The following is a 16,429-nucleotide window of genomic DNA, read 5'->3' as shown; positions in this document are numbered from 1 at the left end:
GGACATCCGTATTTCAACCTCATTTCATAGTGAAATACTCATGTCTCAACGCTATCAACCCCTAAAAATCCTTCGCTAAGAGAACACAAAATGAACGGTTTTTGCAAACCGGCTGCAAACCGCCGCAATAAATTCGGAAAGAACAAAAAGAAAACCCCTGATTTCACTAATGAAATCAAGGGTTTATTTGGTAGGCGCTGAGGGATTCGAACCCACGACCCGCTGATTAAGAGTCAGCTGCTCTACCAACTGAGCTAAGCGCCCCCTGCTCCCATTGAGGGGAGGCAGCGATATAGCAGAGCCACTGCCCTTTGTCGATATGTCATCGTCATCAAGGAGGAAGTTGAAAAGGCGCCAGCTTTTCAAATGCCTTTGACCCTTGCAATACAAGATGATCGGCGTACTTGGGACCAACGATTTGCAGCCCGACAGGCAGGCCATCATCATCGAAACCGCAGGGGCAGCTTGATGCGGGTTGTTGCGAAAGGTTGAACGGATAGGTGAAGGAGGACCACCTGATCCAGTCCTCGGGTTTATGGCTATTCCACGGATTGTATGGACCCGCCTCGAAAGCAGTTATCGGCATTGTCGGCGTGACCAGCAGGTCGTATTTCCTGTGCACGTTGCACAACTTCAATGCCATGTCTTCTCTCGCCCTGTGCGCATCCAACAATTCAAAAACATTCATCGCCCTCGCCCGCTCAAGCATATCGATGAGCAGCGGATCCATGAGCGCAATTTGATCCTCATTCAGGGTTTCGGTGATTCTCAAGAATGCGGCGAACCACAGTCGGTCTGTTATCCAGACAGGGTCTTCATCAAGGGGACCGTCGATTTCCTCAACCTGTGCGCCGACTTCTTCAAACCGTTTGACGGCCTTTTGACAAGCGCTGGCGACTTGCGGGTCTACATCGGCGAAACCCAGGTCTTTGGAATAGGCGATGGTTATTCCGTCCAGTGATTTTTCAAGTTCTTCGTGGTAGGCGCAAGCATTGTAGGGAAGTGCGTGCCAATCACGCTCATCGGGTTCTGTCATGACGCTCATCATACGCGCGGCATCATCAACTGAGCGCGTCACGGGACCAACATGCGAAACTGTTCCCAGTGGACTGGGAGGGAAAACGGGGACCCGGCCGAAGGTTGGCTTCAACCCAAAAACGCCGCCGAAGGATGCCGGAATTCGCACGGAGCCCGCGCCATCGGTGCCAATGTGAAGCACGCCGTAACCGCGGGCTGCCGCCGTACCGGCTCCACCGCTGCTACCGCCAGAGGTCCGCAATGTATTCCAGGCGTTCTTGGTCGAGCCTGTAAGGAGATTTTCGGTGACGCCTTTGGAACCAAATTCGGGAGTTGTCGTCTTGCCAAGAATGACAGCCCCGTGTTTGCGCAATTTATCGACCGATGGGGCGTCTTCTTCCCATGGCCCGGAAGGATCCGTTGTTCGGCTGCCCCTTAGTGTCGGCCAACCCTTGGTCAGCACCAAATCTTTTATTGTTGTCGGGATGCCATCGACCAGACCACATGGTTCTCCCCGGTGCCACCGTTGTTCGGACTGTCGCGCCGATGCCAAAGCACTTTCAGGATCGATCAGGCAAAAAGCATTGTAATTCGCGCCATCGCTTTCAATCCGCTCAAACACTGCTTTGGTTACGTCAACGGGGGATAATTCACCACTGGCATAGTGATGCGTTAATTCTTTGGCGGACAGAAAATGAAGATTATCAGGTGCAGTCATGTTTTTTTGGTTTCTGTTTTATCGATTTTTCCATCACGTATTCGTCAACCTTCTGACGATCATTTTCACTCATGTGCAGGCCGCATTTTGTTCGACGCCACAATACGTCATCCGTCGTTTGCGCCCATTCATTGGCGATCAGATAATCTACCTCTCGTTGACATAATCCACCACCAAAGTCTTCACCAAGGTCTTCGGGAGTCGTGGCGTTGCCAAGAACCGTGAAAATCATTGCGCCATGACGACGCCCCATTCGGCGCAGAAATTCGCCCTCAAGCATGGGATATTTATTGTAAACAGTCGACACGAAAGTCTCAAAATCACCTTCGGGGATACCACCCCCCGGGAGGGGCAAAGCTTCCGTCCAGGGCTTTCCCATCCCGGGAAAATATGGGGCCAGTTTTTCCATTACCTGTTCGGCCAAGCGGCGGTACGTAGTGATTTTCCCCCCGAAGACGGACAACAACGGTGCTTCTCCATTTTGGGCATTTAAATCAAGGACGTATTCACGCGTCACCCTGGAGGGATTTTTCTGATTGTCGTCGTAAAGCGGGCGTATGCCGGAATAGGTCCACACCACGTCGTCGGGAGAAATCGTTTTGTCAAAGTAGGCGTTGACGCTTTCGCATAAGTAGGTGACTTCCTCGTCGTCCACGCTCGGCTTGGCCGGACCGTCTTCAACAGGGATATCCGTCGTGCCAATGAGCGAGAAATCGCCTTCATAGGGAATGACGAAAATGACCCTGCGGTCCTCATTCTGAAGAATATAGGCATGGTTTCCGTCGTGAATCTTGGGGACGACGATGTGACTTCCCTTAATGAGTTGGATACCGCCATCGCCTGATATTCCCAGAGCGTGATCAAGGACATCCTGAACCCAAGGGCCGGCAGCATTGACCAGACAACGTGCCACGACTGTCTTTTCCTCTCCGGTTGTCGTATCGGTAAGTCGGGCTTCCCACAGGTCCCCTTTGCGTTGGGCCTTTGTCAGTTTTGTCCGGGGCTGGATGATGGCGCCTTTTTCAGCAGCCTGCATGGCGTTGAGAACGACCAGACGGGCATCGTCAACCCAGCAATCTGAATAAACATGGCCCTTGCGAATGTTGTCACGTAATGGGGCACCAGCGGGATTGTGGGAAAGATCAATGCTGCTGCAATTTGGAAGCCGGGGGTGGGCCGCCAGATGATCGTACAGGAAGAGTCCCAAACGCACTAACCAGGCAGGCCTGACCTGATTGTGATGGGGTAGTACAAAACGCATGGGCTTGATGATATGGGGGGCTTTCGACAGCATAACTTCGCGTTCGCCCAAGGCTTCGCGAACCAATCGAAACTCATAGTGTTCCAAATAACGCAGCCCGCCATGGATCAATTTGCTACTGGCAGAAGATGTCGCGCTGGCCAGATCATTTTGTTCGCACAAACAGACTGACAGGCCTCTTCCGGCCGCGTCGCAGGCGATGCCAGCACCATTAATGCCGCCACCGATAACAAGGAGATCAAAGGGTTGGGGATTCGATATCATGGCTGAAAATTACAGACGAAACGGCTCAAGGCTTTTCTTGAAAGCCTCGACAAATTCAATTGTCGCCAATGAGCGTGGCATGAAAGCCGGGTAAAGAATATTGATCTGAAACGGGATGTTTGGCTTGAAGGGCCGGATGACCAATCCTTCATTCTCATACTCACGGGCATCAATCTCACTAACGACGGATACCCCGTAACCTTCAACAACCATTATGCAGGCCGGGGCAAACTGCCTGCTTTCCACCACCCCATTTAGTTCCGCACCCGCTGAATTAAAAGCCTGTTGCAAAGCACCAAAAATGGCATGGTCCCGATTATTATGAATCATTGGCAACCCATCGAGATCCTTCGGCGTGACAAATTTCTTCTTTGCCAACGGATGGCCTTCGGGTGCAACAAAGACGGTTCGTATCTGAATCGCTTCGGACTCAATAGACGGATTGTCCTCAAATTGTTCCGAAATACCGACATCAAATTGTTGCGCCGATATCCACTCCTGAATCCTTTCTGGCGCCCGGGGTTCCAAAGTCAGAGTCAGTCCGGGCCTTTCGTTCAAAAAGCGCGCCAACACCCTTGGCAGCAGCGACGTTGCAAAGCCCGGCAAACAGGCGACCCGCAAGTGGCCGGTCTTTTTATCCTGAATATTTTCCGTCAGTCGGGAAATATGATTCAGGTTTGCAAGTGCCTTTTCGACCTCGTCAAAAATGACCCGGGCTTCCGGTGTCGGGCGCAACCTGCCGGACAGTCGCTGGAACAGCGGGAAACCGAGACTTTCTTCCAGTGTGGCGACAAGCCGACTGACCGCCGGTTGGGAAATTTCAAGGAATTTAGCCGCTTTGGTCATGTTGCCGTTGGCGACCACCGCATGGAATGCTTCAAGTTGGCGTAATGGCAGAGGCATGATTTGGCAATTCCAAAATGTATGGGATAATACGTATCATAATATACTGTTATATTTAATCCACAGTTTTTTACTTTGCATTATGATATGTTTTCATTAGAATATTTTCTGTTCGGATGGTGAAGCCATATTTCTCTGGGAGCCCAAGGTGCCTGGGCCTAAGCTCATTCGAACAACAAACAATCTAATCCGGGGGCTTATATATCCGCAGCCTTCTATTTGCAGGGAGATGTTTCATGACTTTTAAAAAGAAAATTCTTGGTGTGCTTACAGCCATCGTCGGCGTCAGCGTATCGGCTTCAGCATTCGCCGCTACAGAAATCCAATGGTGGCACGCTATGGGCGGTGTCAACGGTGAACGCGTCAACAAAATTGCCAATGATTTCAATGCAACCCAATCCGAATACAAGGTCCTGCCCGCCTACAAGGGCAATTACACCGAAACCATGACCGCCGCCGTCGCTGCCTTCAGGGCCAAACAGCAGCCCCACATCGTACAGGTGTTTGAAGTCGGCACCGCGACCATGATGGCCGCCAAGGGCGCCGTCTATCCGGTCGAACAGGTCATGAAGGACGCCGGCGAACCATTTGATAAATCTGACTATCTGCCAGCAGTGATCAGTTATTATCAGACACCCAATGGCGATCTTCTTTCCATGCCATTTAACAGTTCAACTCCTGTGTTGTGGTACAACAAGGACGCTTTCAAAAAGGCGGGGGTCACGTCAGTTCCCAAAACCTGGAGCGACATGAAAAGCGCTTCGGAGAAACTCGTCGCGGCCGGTTACAAATGCGGTTTCTCGTTTGGCTATCAGTCCTGGGTCATGATTGAGAACTACAGCACCTGGCATAACCTGCCAATCGGCACCAATGAGAACGGCTTTGGCGGCCTGGATACCGAATTCACGTTTAATAATGACAAGGTCAAAAATATAATTGGCGACGTTGCCAGTTGGTCCAAGGACAAGTTGTTCACTTACGGTGGACCGCGTGGCGACAGCCTTCCCATGTATGCTAATGGCGAGTGCGGCATGTGGATGAATTCATCGGCCTATTATGGCAGCATTAAAAAACAGGCCAAGTTTGCCTTCGGCCAGAGCATGTTGCCCCTTGATACAAAAGCCGCAAGCAAACCGCAGAACTCGATCATCGGTGGTGCAACCCTGTGGGTCCTTAAAGGTCACGACAAAGGCGATTACAAAGGCGTCGCCAAGTTCATGACTTATTTGTCCTCGCCCGAAGTTCAAGCCTGGTGGCATCAGGAAACGGGATACGTGCCAATTACCAAGGCGGCCTACGAGCTTTCAAAAAAGCAGGGCTTCTATAACAGCAACCCTGGCACAGACACGGCCATCAAGCAGCTTAGCCTGAATGCTCCTACGGCCAATTCCCGTGGATTGCGTTTTGGCAGCTTTGTTCAGATCAGGGACATCATCAACGAAGAGATGGAAGCGATCTGGAATGGATCCAAAACGGCGAGTCAAGGTCTTGACGATGCCGCTGAACGGGGCAACAAGCTGCTTCGTAAATTTGAAAAAGCCAACAATTAATATCTCCCCAAGTTAGCATCCCTCCGGTTTTCCAATAGTATGGAAACCGGGGGGTGTTGACGGATACAGGGCTTTATAGACATGCTTAAACGTGTCCATTTTGGACCATCAGTATTGCCGTTCTTACTCGTTGCGCCACAAATAATCATTACGGTGGTTTTTTTCATATGGCCGGCAAGTCAGGCATTATACCAGTCGCTTTTGGTTGAAGATGCCTTTGGGCTCAGTACTGAATTTGTCTGGTTTGATAACTTCATCGAACTTTTTGATGATGAACTCTATCTGGATACTTTCAAGCGAACGATCTTCTTTTCATTTTCTGTAGCCTTCCTGTCGATGTCTTTCGCACTTGTTCTGGCGGCGATGGCGGATCGGGTGATCAAGGGGGCGACGACTTACCGCACCTTACTGATTTGGCCCTACGCCGTTGCTCCTGTCCTTTCCGGCGCATTGTGGGTTTTCATGTTCGACCCGACACTCGGCATCTTCACTTATATGCTGGGCGCCTTTGGCTATGAATGGAATCACAAGCTCAATGGTACGGAAGCAATGTTTCTGGTGATCATTGCATCGGCATGGAAACAGGTGGCCTATAATTTCCTGTTTTTCCTGGCCGCTATGCAGTCCATTCCGAAATCCCTGATCGAGGCCGCAGCCATCGACGGGGCAGGCCCGGTACGACGATTCTTTACTATTATTTTCCCGCTGATTTCACCGACAACCTTCTTCTTGTTGGTCATGAACATCGTCTATGCGTTTTTCGAGACCTTCGGCATTATCCACGTCGTTACCCGGGGGGGGCCAGCCAAGGCCACCGAGATATTGATCTACAAGGTCTTTAATGACGGCTTTATCGGCCTTGATCTCGGTGGTTCGGCGGCCCAATCGGTCATTCTTATGGCGATTGTTATTGTCCTGACCGTGATTCAGTTCCGCTACGTTGAAAAGAGGGTTGCGTACTGATGATCGAGCATCGTCCCTTTGTCACCTTTATTTCTCACCTCGTTTTAATCTTTGGCGTCGCGATTATCGCGTTTCCGATCTGGATAACCTTTGTTGCATCCACACACGATGCCTTGCGCATGGTTCAAATTCCGTTGCCTCTTCTGCCGGGAGATCAATTCTTTATTAATTTGAAGACGACCCTGTTGGGCGGGGTTGAGGGCGCAGGCCTGCCGCCGGTGGGTTTCATGCTGGTCAACAGCCTGATTATGGCGTTGATGATCTCACTGGGAAAGATCGCCATTTCACTTTTATCGGCGTTCGCCATCGTTTATTTCAAATTTCCCTTCCGTATGGGTTTCTTCTGGATGATTTTCATCACCCTGATGCTGCCGGTCGAGGTGCGTATCCTTCCGACCTTTGAGGTTGTCGCCAATCTTGGCATGCTCAATACCTACTGGGGACTAAGCATTCCGTTGATCGCCTCGGCGACCGCAACTTTCATGTTCCGTCAGGTGTTCCTGACCATTCCCGATGAATTGCTGGAAGCCGCACGCATCGACGGCGCAGGGCCTATGCGTTTCTTCATAGACATTCTGCTGCCGCTGTCGCGCACCAACATCGCGGCTTTGTTCGTCATCTTGTTCATCTATGGCTGGAACCAGTACCTGTGGCCGCTTTTGATAACCACGGATCAGGACATGTACACCATTGTCATCGGCATCAAGCAAATGCTGCAGACGGCCGAACGGTCCCCGGACTGGCACCTGATCATGATGACATCCCTTTTGGCCATGTTGCCGCCGATAGCCGTCGTCGTATTCATGCAGCGCCTGTTTGTTAAAGGCCTGACCGAAACCGAGAAATAAACCGAGAATGGAACTTTAACCATGAGCGAAATCCTGCTTGAAAAAGTGTGTAAATCCTACGACGAAACGGAGGTTATCCACGGTGTCGACTGGCATATCCGTGATGGTGAATTCGTTGTCATTGTCGGCCCCAGTGGCTGCGGGAAATCGACCCTGCTAAGGATGATTGCGGGCCTGGAAAGTGTAACCGGTGGCAATATTTCCATTGGTGATCGTATCGTTAACGATTTGGAACCTGCCCAGCGCGACATTGCCATGGTGTTTCAAAATTACGCACTTTATCCGCACATGTCGGTTTTTAACAACATGGCGTACGGCCTGAAAATCGCAGGTCATCCAAAGGATGTGATAGAGCAACGGGTCAATAAGGCTGCCGAAATTCTTGAAATAGGTGATTATCTGAACCGCTCTCCCCGACAACTTAGTGGCGGTCAGCGCCAGCGTGTCGCCATGGGGCGCGCCATTGTTCGCGAACCCAGCGTCTTTTTATTCGATGAACCCTTATCCAATCTGGATGCCAAACTGCGTGTGCAAATGCGCCTTGAAATAAAGAAACTTCAGGAGCGCCTGGGTATCACCAGCGTTTATGTGACCCATGATCAGGTCGAGGCAATGACCCTGGGGCACCGCCTTATGGTGCTCAATGGTGGCAATGTTGAACAGTTGGGGACACCCATTGAACTATACGAGCATCCAGCTACAAAATTTGTGGCCGGGTTTATTGGCTCTCCCTCAATGAATTTTCTCGATGGTATGATTAGTGCTGATGGAAAAAATGCCGAATTTCCCGGCGGTGGATCCCATGAACTTGTCCATGCCTTTCACAACCATGCCGGCAAGCAGGTTACCTTCGGCATGCGCCCGGAACACCTGATTGTCGATGATAGTGGAAATCACACGATGTCATATACGGTACAGGTCGTGGAGCACCTGGGTGCGGATACGCTGGTCCATGGGACGTTTGGTAATGATAGTTCGGACTTGATCGTTCGCCTGGAAGGCGTGCGAAGTGTCGATCCGGGTGAAGTTCTACCTTTGATGATTGATCCGAAAAACATCCATGTATTTGACTCCGACAATGACAGGCGCGTGGAATAACACCGTCAAGAAGGTGAACAGGAAATATGCGTTGGTTACTTTCTTCCACACTTATGGCACTGGGATTTTTCGGCATGACCGATTTGGCAAACGGGTTTGATTCTCAGGGCCATCGTGGTGCGCGGGGGTTAATGCCGGAGAATACTCTTGCATCCTTCGCCAAGGCCTTGTCGATTGGCGTCAATACGCTCGAGCTCGATGTCGGCGCGACGAGCGATGGGGCGATCGTCGTTACCCATAATCCCAGACTTGAACCGGAGACTACGCGCAATCAAGACGGTCAATGGTTAGATGAAACTGGTCCGGGAATACGATCCCTGACTTTAAAGGAATTGAAGTCATTTGATGTCGGGCGTGTAAAACCAGGAACCCGTTATCACGAACGCTTCTCAGATCAAACCGCTGTTGATGGAGCCCGCATTCCAACACTGGAAGAGGTTTTGCACCTTATCCGACGATCCGGGAATGAAAACGTGCGACTCAATATAGAAACCAAACTTCGACCGACGGAACCGGAGCTTTTCCTGGAGCCGAGGGAATTCGTTTCATCCCTTTTGAAAATTATTCACCAACAGGGATTTTCCGTTCGTGTGACAATTCAGTCCTTCGACTGGCGCACGTTGCAGGAAACACAACGCCAGGCGCCAAATATTCCTACGTCTTACCTGACCGTTCAACAGGATTGGTACGATAACCTACTCATGGGAAAACCTGGCCCTTCCCCATGGACAGCCGGACACGACATTGACAATTACGCGGGTAATGTACCGGAAATGGTGAAGAAGGCCGGGGGGCAAATCTGGTCGGCATTCCATCCGGAAATGACTGCCGAAAAGGTCAAACAGGCACATGACCTGGGGCTAAAGGTCAAAGTCTGGACCGTCAACGACACAGATCGTATGGAGGCCCTTATCGATATGGGGGTCGATGGTATTATTACCGATTATCCTGACCGCCTACGCGGTGTCCTTGAGAAACGCGGCATGCCCCTTCCAAAACAGACGCCCGTTTCTCCCTAAGTAAAATTGACAGGTAGTGATATGAAAATCATTCAAATTACTGATACTCATCTTGGTGCACCCGATGAGATGATCAGCTGTCTTTCACCCATAGTACGACTGCAAACCTGCGTAGCTGATATTGAATCAAATCATTCTGATGCGGACTTTTGCGTCTTCAGTGGCGATTTGACCGATGCCGGAAAGCCCGAAGCATATCAGGCGTTTAGGGAAATAATTAACGCCCTTACCCCACCGGCTATTTTGATGATGGGCAATCATGACAATCGGCAAAACCTGAGCGCGGCGTTTCCCGAACTTGAAAAAGATAACAATGGTTTTGTGCAAAGCACTCAAAGAAACGACGAGGGAGATTTCATCTTTCTCGATACCGTCGACCAGGGTTCTCACCTGGGCCTTTATTGTGAAAAACGGCGGCATTGGCTAACCGATCAACTGGAAAAGGCACAGGGACGACCTGTTTTTTTATTCATGCATCATCCGCCGTTCGATGTCGGTTTGCCCAGCCTTGATGCACTTGGGCTTCAGGACAAGGAAGCGTTTGCGGAAGTACTTTACCGACACGATAACATTCGCCATTTGTTTTTCGGTCATGTTCATAGACCCATTTCGGGGAGTTGGCAGGGAATTCCTTTTTCAGCATTAAGAGGCACCAATCACGGGGTCGCCTTTGATTTTACTGCCCCCGGCTACGTTCCCAAAAGCTACGAACCACCTGCCTACGCAGTCATTTTTATTGAGGATGGAAATGTGTTGGTTCATCTTCACGATTTCCTTGATGAAACGAAGATGGTTCTTGATGATAAGGGACGATGGATATTTGAACGCACCGGCGAATATGTTGTGGCTGGCTGTTAGCACTCAGGCTTGCCTAAAAATCATCGGCGGCGCCGCGTCTGCCAATGGCCTCGTCGCGATTGATGTGGACGGACATCAACAGGCCGAAACCGAGCAACAGGGTCATCATCGCCGTACCGCCGTAGGAGATCAGCGGCAACGGAATGCCGACCACCGGTATCAGTCCCATAACCATGGCGATATTGATGAAAACGTAGAGGAAAAATGTCGTCGTCACCCCCATGCCGACCAACCGCCCGAAGTGATTGCGGCAATTGAGCGATATCGTGAAGCAGTAAGCCAAAATCAAAACGTAAAGCCCCAGCAACCCAAGCCCGCCAACCAGACCGAATTCCTCGGCCAGCATGGTGAAGATGAAATCGGTTTGTTTTTCAGGCAGAAAACTGAGATGGCTTTGCGAGCCCTGCATGAAACCCTTGCCGAACAGGCCACCGGAGCCGAGCGCAATTTTCGACTGAATGATATGATAGCCGGCACCCAATGGATCGGATTCCGGGTTCAGGAACGTCAGCACCCGTTGCTTCTGGTATTCACGAAGAAACTGCCAGCCAATGGGAGCCGAAATCAGTGCGGCCAGAAAGACCAGGGCGAATTTCCATATCCTGATCCCGGCGACGAAAAAGATAGCCCCGCCACCGATGACCAGCATCAGGGCGGTTCCCAAATCCGGCTGGCGCAGGACCAGGGCGGTCGGGGCGGCAACCAGAAGCAGCGGAACGATCAGGTATGTGGGCCTGCCGATATCTTCCATGTTGCCGCTGTGGAAATAACGGGCGAGGGCAAGAACCAGAGCGATTTTCATCAATTCCGAGGGCTGCAGGTTGAAAACGCCAAGATCAATCCAGCGTTGCGCCCCCATGCCGATGGTGCCACCGAACTCAACCGCCCCTAGCAGAAGCAGGGTCACCCCGTAGAAAGCGTAAGAATATTTGAGCCATAACCTGAGGTTGGTCATGGCGACAACCAGCATGGCGAGAAGGCCAATCCCGAAACGCCCCATCTGCCGTCCGGCCCATGGCTCAAGCGAACCGTTGGCGGCCGAATAAAGCATGATAAAGCCGACTGTCGCGGTGATGATCAACACCAGCACAAATAGCCAGTGCAATCGCCAGAGACGTTGCCCTAAGGTCAGGTTGGATTTATTGAGAATATCACCAATCATAATTTAACACTCGATGTCGAAGTGCCCTGCCCGCCTGAGGCTTTCTCGATGGAGATTTCCTCACCCGGACGCGCCGCATCCCGGCGCTGGGCTTCTTCCAGAACATCCCGGGCAATGGGTGCGGCCACCCTGGAGCCACCGCCACCATGTTCAATAACAACCGAAACGGCATAACGCGGGGCCGCGATGGGTGCATAACCGACGAATAAGGCATGATCGCGTTCTTTCCACGGCAACTCGTCATTTTTGAGGACCCGGTTTTCCCTTTCCAGTTTACTGATTCGACGGACCTGGGCCGTCCCGGTTTTACCGGCCATGCGGAATTCCGGGGCCCTGATACGGGAGCGGAAAGCGGTGCCGGTGGGTTGATTGACGACGGTTTCCATGGCCTCGCGAACCAGCGCCAAATGACCGGGAACGAGACCGATATCCATAGGCTCTTTTGCCTGCCTGGGGGCAACACCGTCAGCGGTGACGATATTTCGGGTCAGATGCGGGTTCACCACGACCCCGCCATTGGCCAGCCTTGCCGTCATGACGGCCAGTTGCAAGGGGGTTGTCAGGACGTAGCCCTGACCGATTCCGGCCAGTAATGTTTCACCCTTTTGCCAGGGTGCGCCGATGACGCCCCTTTTCCATTCGTCACTTGGGATAAGTCCTGCCCGCTCGCCGGGAAGATCAAGACCCAGTTGCTCGCCAAGCCCAAAACGGCGCGCCATTTCGGCAATCCGCTCGATACCGGTGCGGCGGGCAACATCATAAAAATAAACATCGCAGGACTGGGATATCCCCTTGTTCAGGTTGACGACACCATGACCGCCCTTCTTCCAGCAATGGAACGTGGCGTTGCCCAGTTTGGTTTTGCCTGTACAGAAGACCTCGCTTTCGGCAGAGATAACCCCCTTCTCCAATGCCGCCAGGGCGACAATCATCTTGAAGGTTGAGCCCGGTGCGTAATTGCCGGCGATCGACTTGTTGGTCAGCGGTGCCCTGTCGTTAGAGATAAGCGCGTTCCATTGTTCGGTGCTGAGGCCCTTGTTAAAGGCGTTGGGGTCAAAGCCGGGGGTCGACACCATCGCCAGTACATCGCCGGAATGGACATCCATGACAACCACCGAGCCGCTTTTCTCGCCAAGGCGTTTGGAGGTCATCTGCTGAAGACCTGAATCTATGGTCAGTTGCAGGCGGGTGCCCGGCTGGCCTTCACTGCGTTTTAGCTCGCGGATAACCCGCCCGAAGGCGTTGACTTCGACTTGTGAGCTACCGCCAGCACCCCTGAGCGCCAGATCGTATACTTTTTCGATGCCCGACTTGCCAATGCGGAAACCCGGCAATTCAAGCAACGGGTTGCTTCCTGTTTCACCTTCGGACACCGCCGCCACATAACCCAGAATATGGGCCATCTCCCTTGCGAAGGGGTAAAAGCGGCTTTGCCCAACATCAATCATCACACCGGGAAGGTCGGGCGTGTTGACCTCGATATGGGCGACGTCTTCCCAGCTCAGATTTTCACGCAGGGTCACCGGCACAAAACCACGGCTGCGGCCAACATCACGCAGAATGCGTTTCTTCTCTCCCTGACGGATCGGAATAATACGGCCCAGCCTGATCAGGGTTTCCTCTACATCATCGGTTTGCTCAGGCACAAGCACGACACGGTAGTTCTGTTGATTGTCGGCAATAGGCACCCCGAAACGATCAACGATGCGCCCACGCGGCGGCGCCAGTAGCCGGAAGCTGATGCGGTTATCTTCGGCCAGGGTTTTGTAGCGGTCGGCCTCGACCACTTGCAAATAATACATGCGCCCGACAAGGGCTGACAGCAGTACCGCCTTGCCACCGGCGAGTATGGCCGTGCGGCGGGAAAACTGTTTATGACGTTCACTGTCTCTATGCATGGCAGGTCATCTATACATGATCAAGAAAAGCCCGTTGCCAGCGCATGAATAACCACGCCAGCAGCGGAAAGACGCCCAGCGAAATCAAATACTGAAAAGCCATCGCGCCTGGCTCAATTAACGTTGTGTTGAGTGACGATATCAAAATCCAGCCAATGATCACCGCCCCTGCGGCGACGACGGTGAAGCCGACCCATATGACGGCAAAAGGTTTGCCGGCCAGAAAACGGCGCTGCCAAAGAATGGTGGCATAGACGATCAGGTTGGTCAGGCCGTAAACGCCAAGCGGGACGCCACTTAAGGTATCCTGCAAAATGCCAACCAGAAAGACTGCGTAGAGGGGCATCAGGTCGGGTTGATGGACGGCCCAAAGATAGATCGACATCAACGGCAACAATGGCATCACCTGGGTCAAACCGGGCACCTTCAAAGGTAAGGTGTTGAGGAGGACCAGCAGAACCGTCAATCCGAAGGGGGTAAAGCGTCGAGCCGCCAGATCCAGGCGTGACCAGAATACCGGTTTCATGGCTTGCCCTTTCCGCCCTCCGCGGATTTATCCGAAGACTTCGGGTCGTCGATGATTCCCTTCAGGCCATAATCAAGAACGCGCACATATTCGAGCCTGTCGCGGGTCACAAACGGTTGCACGGATATACCGGCATCACTGACCCCATCGACAAGGCCGACGGGCAAACCGACAGGAAAAGCGCCGCCATGACCGGAGGTAACGACCCGGTCGCCGGGTGAAACAGTGGCACCGGGCGGTAAATGAATGAGCCGCAGCCTGTTGGTGTTATTACCGGCAAGAATGGCGCGGGTGCGGGTTGCTTCAATCAGCACCGGAATGCGCGAGTTCAAATCCGTAATCAGCAGGACCCGGGTGGAACGATCACCGACACCGGCAATCCGGCCGACGAGACCATCACCAGTCACCACAGCCTGTCCCTTGTTGATACCGGGTTGGACGCCAATGTTAAGAAGAAGGGAATGCGCGAAAGAGCCGCCGGTGTCGGCAATCACCCGGGCTGTTACGTAACTTGCCTCGGGCGCCGGAATATATTTCAGTTGCGCGCGAAGGGCCTTGTTTTCCGCCTCCAGTTTGCGGGCAACAACTTGCCAGTGCAGCAGGCGTTCCTTGTCGAGGCGCAGGTTCCTGTTTTCTTCGGCGATAACGCCCAGCACCCGTACTTCGGCGATGACTTCGTTGGCGGTGGCGACGGGCCGTGACATGACATCAAGAATGGGGGCGACGGCGTCCGTCACCTGGGCCCGGAAACGTTCCATCATGGTGACATCGGCCTTGCCCACCAGCATCAGCGCGAACGCCGCTACAACCAGCGCCAAAAAGACAAACCGCTGGCCAAAGCCCCGGATCGGGGCCGAAACACGGTGCGTAAAACGTGAACGTTCTTTCACGTCTGCTCCCTTTAAAAACTGTCAATAACCCAGGCGAAATAAGTGCTTAAGCCATTAAGGCTTATCACTCAATTCTTAATATATGCTTTCGTGGGAATGGGGGGAAGAGGTCTCTCTAAAAAACCTAGAGCCGATCACGCTTAAACAGAATCATTACTTGATTCCGTTTAAGCGTGTGAATCGGTTCGCTCTTTAAAAATCGATCAGTTTTTCACGTTTCGTTCGAACACAACGTGTTCAAACGAAACGTGAACTGATCTAGTACATGCTTGTCAGAACGTCTTTCAGACGCTTCATTTCTTCCAGTGCGCGACCGGTGCCAAGAACCACACAAGATAGCGGATCATCGGCCAGTGAAACCGGCAGGCCGGTAGCGTGGCGAAGCACGAAATCCAGATTGCTCAGCAAGCCGCCGCCGCCGGTCAGGACGATGCCTTTATCGACGATATCGGCGGCCAGTTCCGGTTCGGTATGTTCGAGCGCCACTTTGACCGCCTCGATAATAGCGCCGACCGGTTCGGCCAGACTTTCGGCGATTTGCCGTTCGGAAATAATCAGTTCCTTGGGAACCCCGTTCATCAGATCACGGCCCTTGATTTCCATGGTCCGGCCGTCGCCTTCATCAGGCGGACAGGCGGAGCCGATTTCTTCCTTGATCCGCGAGGCGCTGCTTTCACCAACCAGCAGATTATGGTTGCGACGGATATAGCCGATGATCGCCTCGTCCATCTTGTCGCCGCCGACACGCACCGAACGCGCGTAAACAATACCGCCAAGGGACAGCACCGCGACCTCGGTCGTGCCACCGCCAATATCGACAACCATGGAACCTGTCGGTTCGGTAACCGGCAAGCCGGCGCCAATGGCCGCGGCCATCGGTTCTTCAATCAACAGAACTTTACGGGCGCCGGCGCTTTCAGCTGATTCCTGAATGGCCCGGCGTTCAACGGCGGTTGAACCCGAGGGGACACAAACGATGACCAGCGGACTGGCGAAGCTGCGCCGGTTGTGTACCTTGCGAATGAAATACTTGATCATTTCTTCGGCGACTTCAAAGTCGGCGATCACACCGTCACGAAGCGGCCGGATAGCGCGGATATTTCCCGGTGTGCGACCAAGCATACGCTTGGCTTCCTCACCAACGGCGAGAACCTGCTTCTTGCCCTTGATCTCGACAATGGCGACAACCGAAGGCTCGTTCAGAACAATCCCCCTACCCTTTACATAGACCAGGGTATTGGCCGTTCCCAAATCGATGGCCATATCTGCCGACAGGAAGCCGAAAAGTCTGGAAAACATCTTCTCACATATCCATTATTTAAAAAATCGGTGCCGGAGACGAATCCCCGGCACCACTGTTATAAAAAAGCATTGCCCTCAATACCAGATCAAACTGCATTTAAACACAAACATTTAAGTGCTGATAATTTGATCGATTTCAAAATGTTAGGGCC

General features: G+C 52.5%; 14 protein-coding genes and 1 tRNA gene. 6 read left to right on the top strand and 9 right to left on the bottom strand.

The features are described 5' to 3' along the window. Positions 1-188: 188 nt before the first annotated feature. The 4 genes from HOL66_13520 to HOL66_13505 form a co-directional block, all read right to left on the bottom strand. Positions 189-264 (bottom strand) — tRNA-Lys (locus HOL66_13520). Between the two features lie 67 nt (positions 265-331). Then, positions 332-1,735 (bottom strand): amidase, encoded by a 1,404-nt coding sequence (locus HOL66_13515; protein ID MBT5245250.1) that lies wholly within the window; start codon positions 1,733-1,735, stop codon positions 332-334. Then, the gene (glpD, locus tag HOL66_13510) at positions 1,722-3,260 is read right to left on the bottom strand and encodes a glycerol-3-phosphate dehydrogenase (GenBank protein ID MBT5245249.1); all 1,539 of its coding nucleotides are present in this window, start codon (positions 3,258-3,260) and stop codon (positions 1,722-1,724) included. Before glpD ends, HOL66_13515 begins: the two co-directional genes overlap by 14 nt. A gap of 9 nt (positions 3,261-3,269) precedes the next feature. Then, positions 3,270-4,163: a LysR family transcriptional regulator gene (locus tag HOL66_13505; protein MBT5245248.1), complete on the bottom strand. Its 894-nt coding sequence runs from the start codon at positions 4,161-4,163 to the stop codon at positions 3,270-3,272. 236 nt (positions 4,164-4,399) lie between these two features. Between HOL66_13505 and ugpB the strand changes: the two genes are divergently transcribed. The 6 genes from ugpB (at position 4,400) to HOL66_13475 (ending at position 10,499) form a co-directional block, all read left to right on the top strand. Beyond that, a complete protein-coding gene (ugpB, locus tag HOL66_13500) occupies positions 4,400-5,713 on the top strand; it encodes a sn-glycerol-3-phosphate ABC transporter substrate-binding protein UgpB (protein ID MBT5245247.1) in 1,314 nt (437 codons plus the stop codon). An 81-nt stretch (positions 5,714-5,794) separates the two neighbouring features. Next, positions 5,795-6,676, top strand: a complete 882-nt coding sequence (gene ugpA, locus HOL66_13495) for a sn-glycerol-3-phosphate ABC transporter permease UgpA (protein ID MBT5245246.1) — start codon at positions 5,795-5,797, stop codon at positions 6,674-6,676. Next, complete coding sequence (ugpE, locus tag HOL66_13490; GenBank protein MBT5245245.1) at positions 6,676-7,524, top strand: sn-glycerol-3-phosphate ABC transporter permease UgpE; 849 nt, start codon at positions 6,676-6,678, stop codon at positions 7,522-7,524. The genes ugpA and ugpE overlap by 1 nt, the downstream gene beginning before the upstream one ends. Positions 7,525-7,545: 21 nt before the next feature. Next, positions 7,546-8,622, top strand: coding sequence for a sn-glycerol-3-phosphate import ATP-binding protein UgpC (locus tag HOL66_13485; GenBank protein MBT5245244.1), 1,077 nt, complete (start codon positions 7,546-7,548; stop codon positions 8,620-8,622). Positions 8,623-8,648: 26 nt separating this feature from the next. After that, a complete protein-coding gene (locus HOL66_13480) occupies positions 8,649-9,641 on the top strand; it encodes a glycerophosphodiester phosphodiesterase (protein MBT5245243.1) in 993 nt (330 codons plus the stop codon). Between the two features lie 21 nt (positions 9,642-9,662). Then, entirely contained in the window at positions 9,663-10,499 is an 837-nt protein-coding gene (locus HOL66_13475; protein ID MBT5245242.1) for a phosphodiesterase, read from the top strand. Between the two features lie 13 nt (positions 10,500-10,512). On the opposite strand, the gene rodA is transcribed toward HOL66_13475, so the two are convergent. From rodA to HOL66_13450, 5 genes are all read right to left on the bottom strand, one after another. Then, a complete protein-coding gene (gene rodA, locus HOL66_13470) occupies positions 10,513-11,661 on the bottom strand; it encodes a rod shape-determining protein RodA (GenBank protein ID MBT5245241.1) in 1,149 nt (382 codons plus the stop codon). After that, positions 11,658-13,559, bottom strand: a complete 1,902-nt coding sequence (gene mrdA / locus HOL66_13465; protein MBT5245240.1) for a penicillin-binding protein 2 — start codon at positions 13,557-13,559, stop codon at positions 11,658-11,660. The genes rodA and mrdA overlap by 4 nt, the downstream gene beginning before the upstream one ends. Positions 13,560-13,569: 10 nt before the next feature. Then, complete coding sequence (gene mreD / locus HOL66_13460; protein ID MBT5245239.1) at positions 13,570-14,085, bottom strand: rod shape-determining protein MreD; 516 nt, start codon at positions 14,083-14,085, stop codon at positions 13,570-13,572. Then, the gene (gene mreC / locus HOL66_13455) at positions 14,082-14,975 is read right to left on the bottom strand and encodes a rod shape-determining protein MreC (protein MBT5245238.1); all 894 of its coding nucleotides are present in this window, start codon (positions 14,973-14,975) and stop codon (positions 14,082-14,084) included. The genes mreD and mreC overlap by 4 nt, the downstream gene beginning before the upstream one ends. Before the next feature lie 258 nt (positions 14,976-15,233). Next, entirely contained in the window at positions 15,234-16,274 is a 1,041-nt protein-coding gene (locus HOL66_13450) for a rod shape-determining protein (GenBank protein MBT5245237.1), read from the bottom strand. Positions 16,275-16,429: the final 155 nt, after the last annotated feature.

Source organism: Rhodospirillaceae bacterium (genome assembly GCA_018662005.1).
Classification (GTDB): Bacteria; Pseudomonadota; Alphaproteobacteria; order Rhodospirillales; family JABHCV01; genus JACNJU01.
This window is presented reverse-complemented; position numbering and strand designations above follow the sequence as displayed.

Coding starts and splice junctions, on each gene's coding strand:
- HOL66_13515 (MBT5245250.1), bottom strand. CDS start 1,735: ATGACTGCACCTGATAATCTTCATTTTCTGTCCGCCAAAGAATTAACG.
- glpD (MBT5245249.1), bottom strand. CDS start 3,260: ATGATATCGAATCCCCAACCCTTTGATCTCCTTGTTATCGGTGGCGGC.
- HOL66_13505 (MBT5245248.1), bottom strand. CDS start 4,163: ATGCCTCTGCCATTACGCCAACTTGAAGCATTCCATGCGGTGGTCGCC.
- ugpB (MBT5245247.1), top strand. CDS start 4,400: ATGACTTTTAAAAAGAAAATTCTTGGTGTGCTTACAGCCATCGTCGGC.
- ugpA (MBT5245246.1), top strand. CDS start 5,795: ATGCTTAAACGTGTCCATTTTGGACCATCAGTATTGCCGTTCTTACTC.
- ugpE (MBT5245245.1), top strand. CDS start 6,676: ATGATCGAGCATCGTCCCTTTGTCACCTTTATTTCTCACCTCGTTTTA.
- HOL66_13485 (MBT5245244.1), top strand. CDS start 7,546: ATGAGCGAAATCCTGCTTGAAAAAGTGTGTAAATCCTACGACGAAACG.
- HOL66_13480 (MBT5245243.1), top strand. CDS start 8,649: ATGCGTTGGTTACTTTCTTCCACACTTATGGCACTGGGATTTTTCGGC.
- HOL66_13475 (MBT5245242.1), top strand. CDS start 9,663: ATGAAAATCATTCAAATTACTGATACTCATCTTGGTGCACCCGATGAG.
- rodA (MBT5245241.1), bottom strand. CDS start 11,661: ATGATTGGTGATATTCTCAATAAATCCAACCTGACCTTAGGGCAACGT.
- mrdA (MBT5245240.1), bottom strand. CDS start 13,559: ATGCATAGAGACAGTGAACGTCATAAACAGTTTTCCCGCCGCACGGCC.
- mreD (MBT5245239.1), bottom strand. CDS start 14,085: ATGAAACCGGTATTCTGGTCACGCCTGGATCTGGCGGCTCGACGCTTT.
- HOL66_13450 (MBT5245237.1), bottom strand. CDS start 16,274: ATGTTTTCCAGACTTTTCGGCTTCCTGTCGGCAGATATGGCCATCGAT.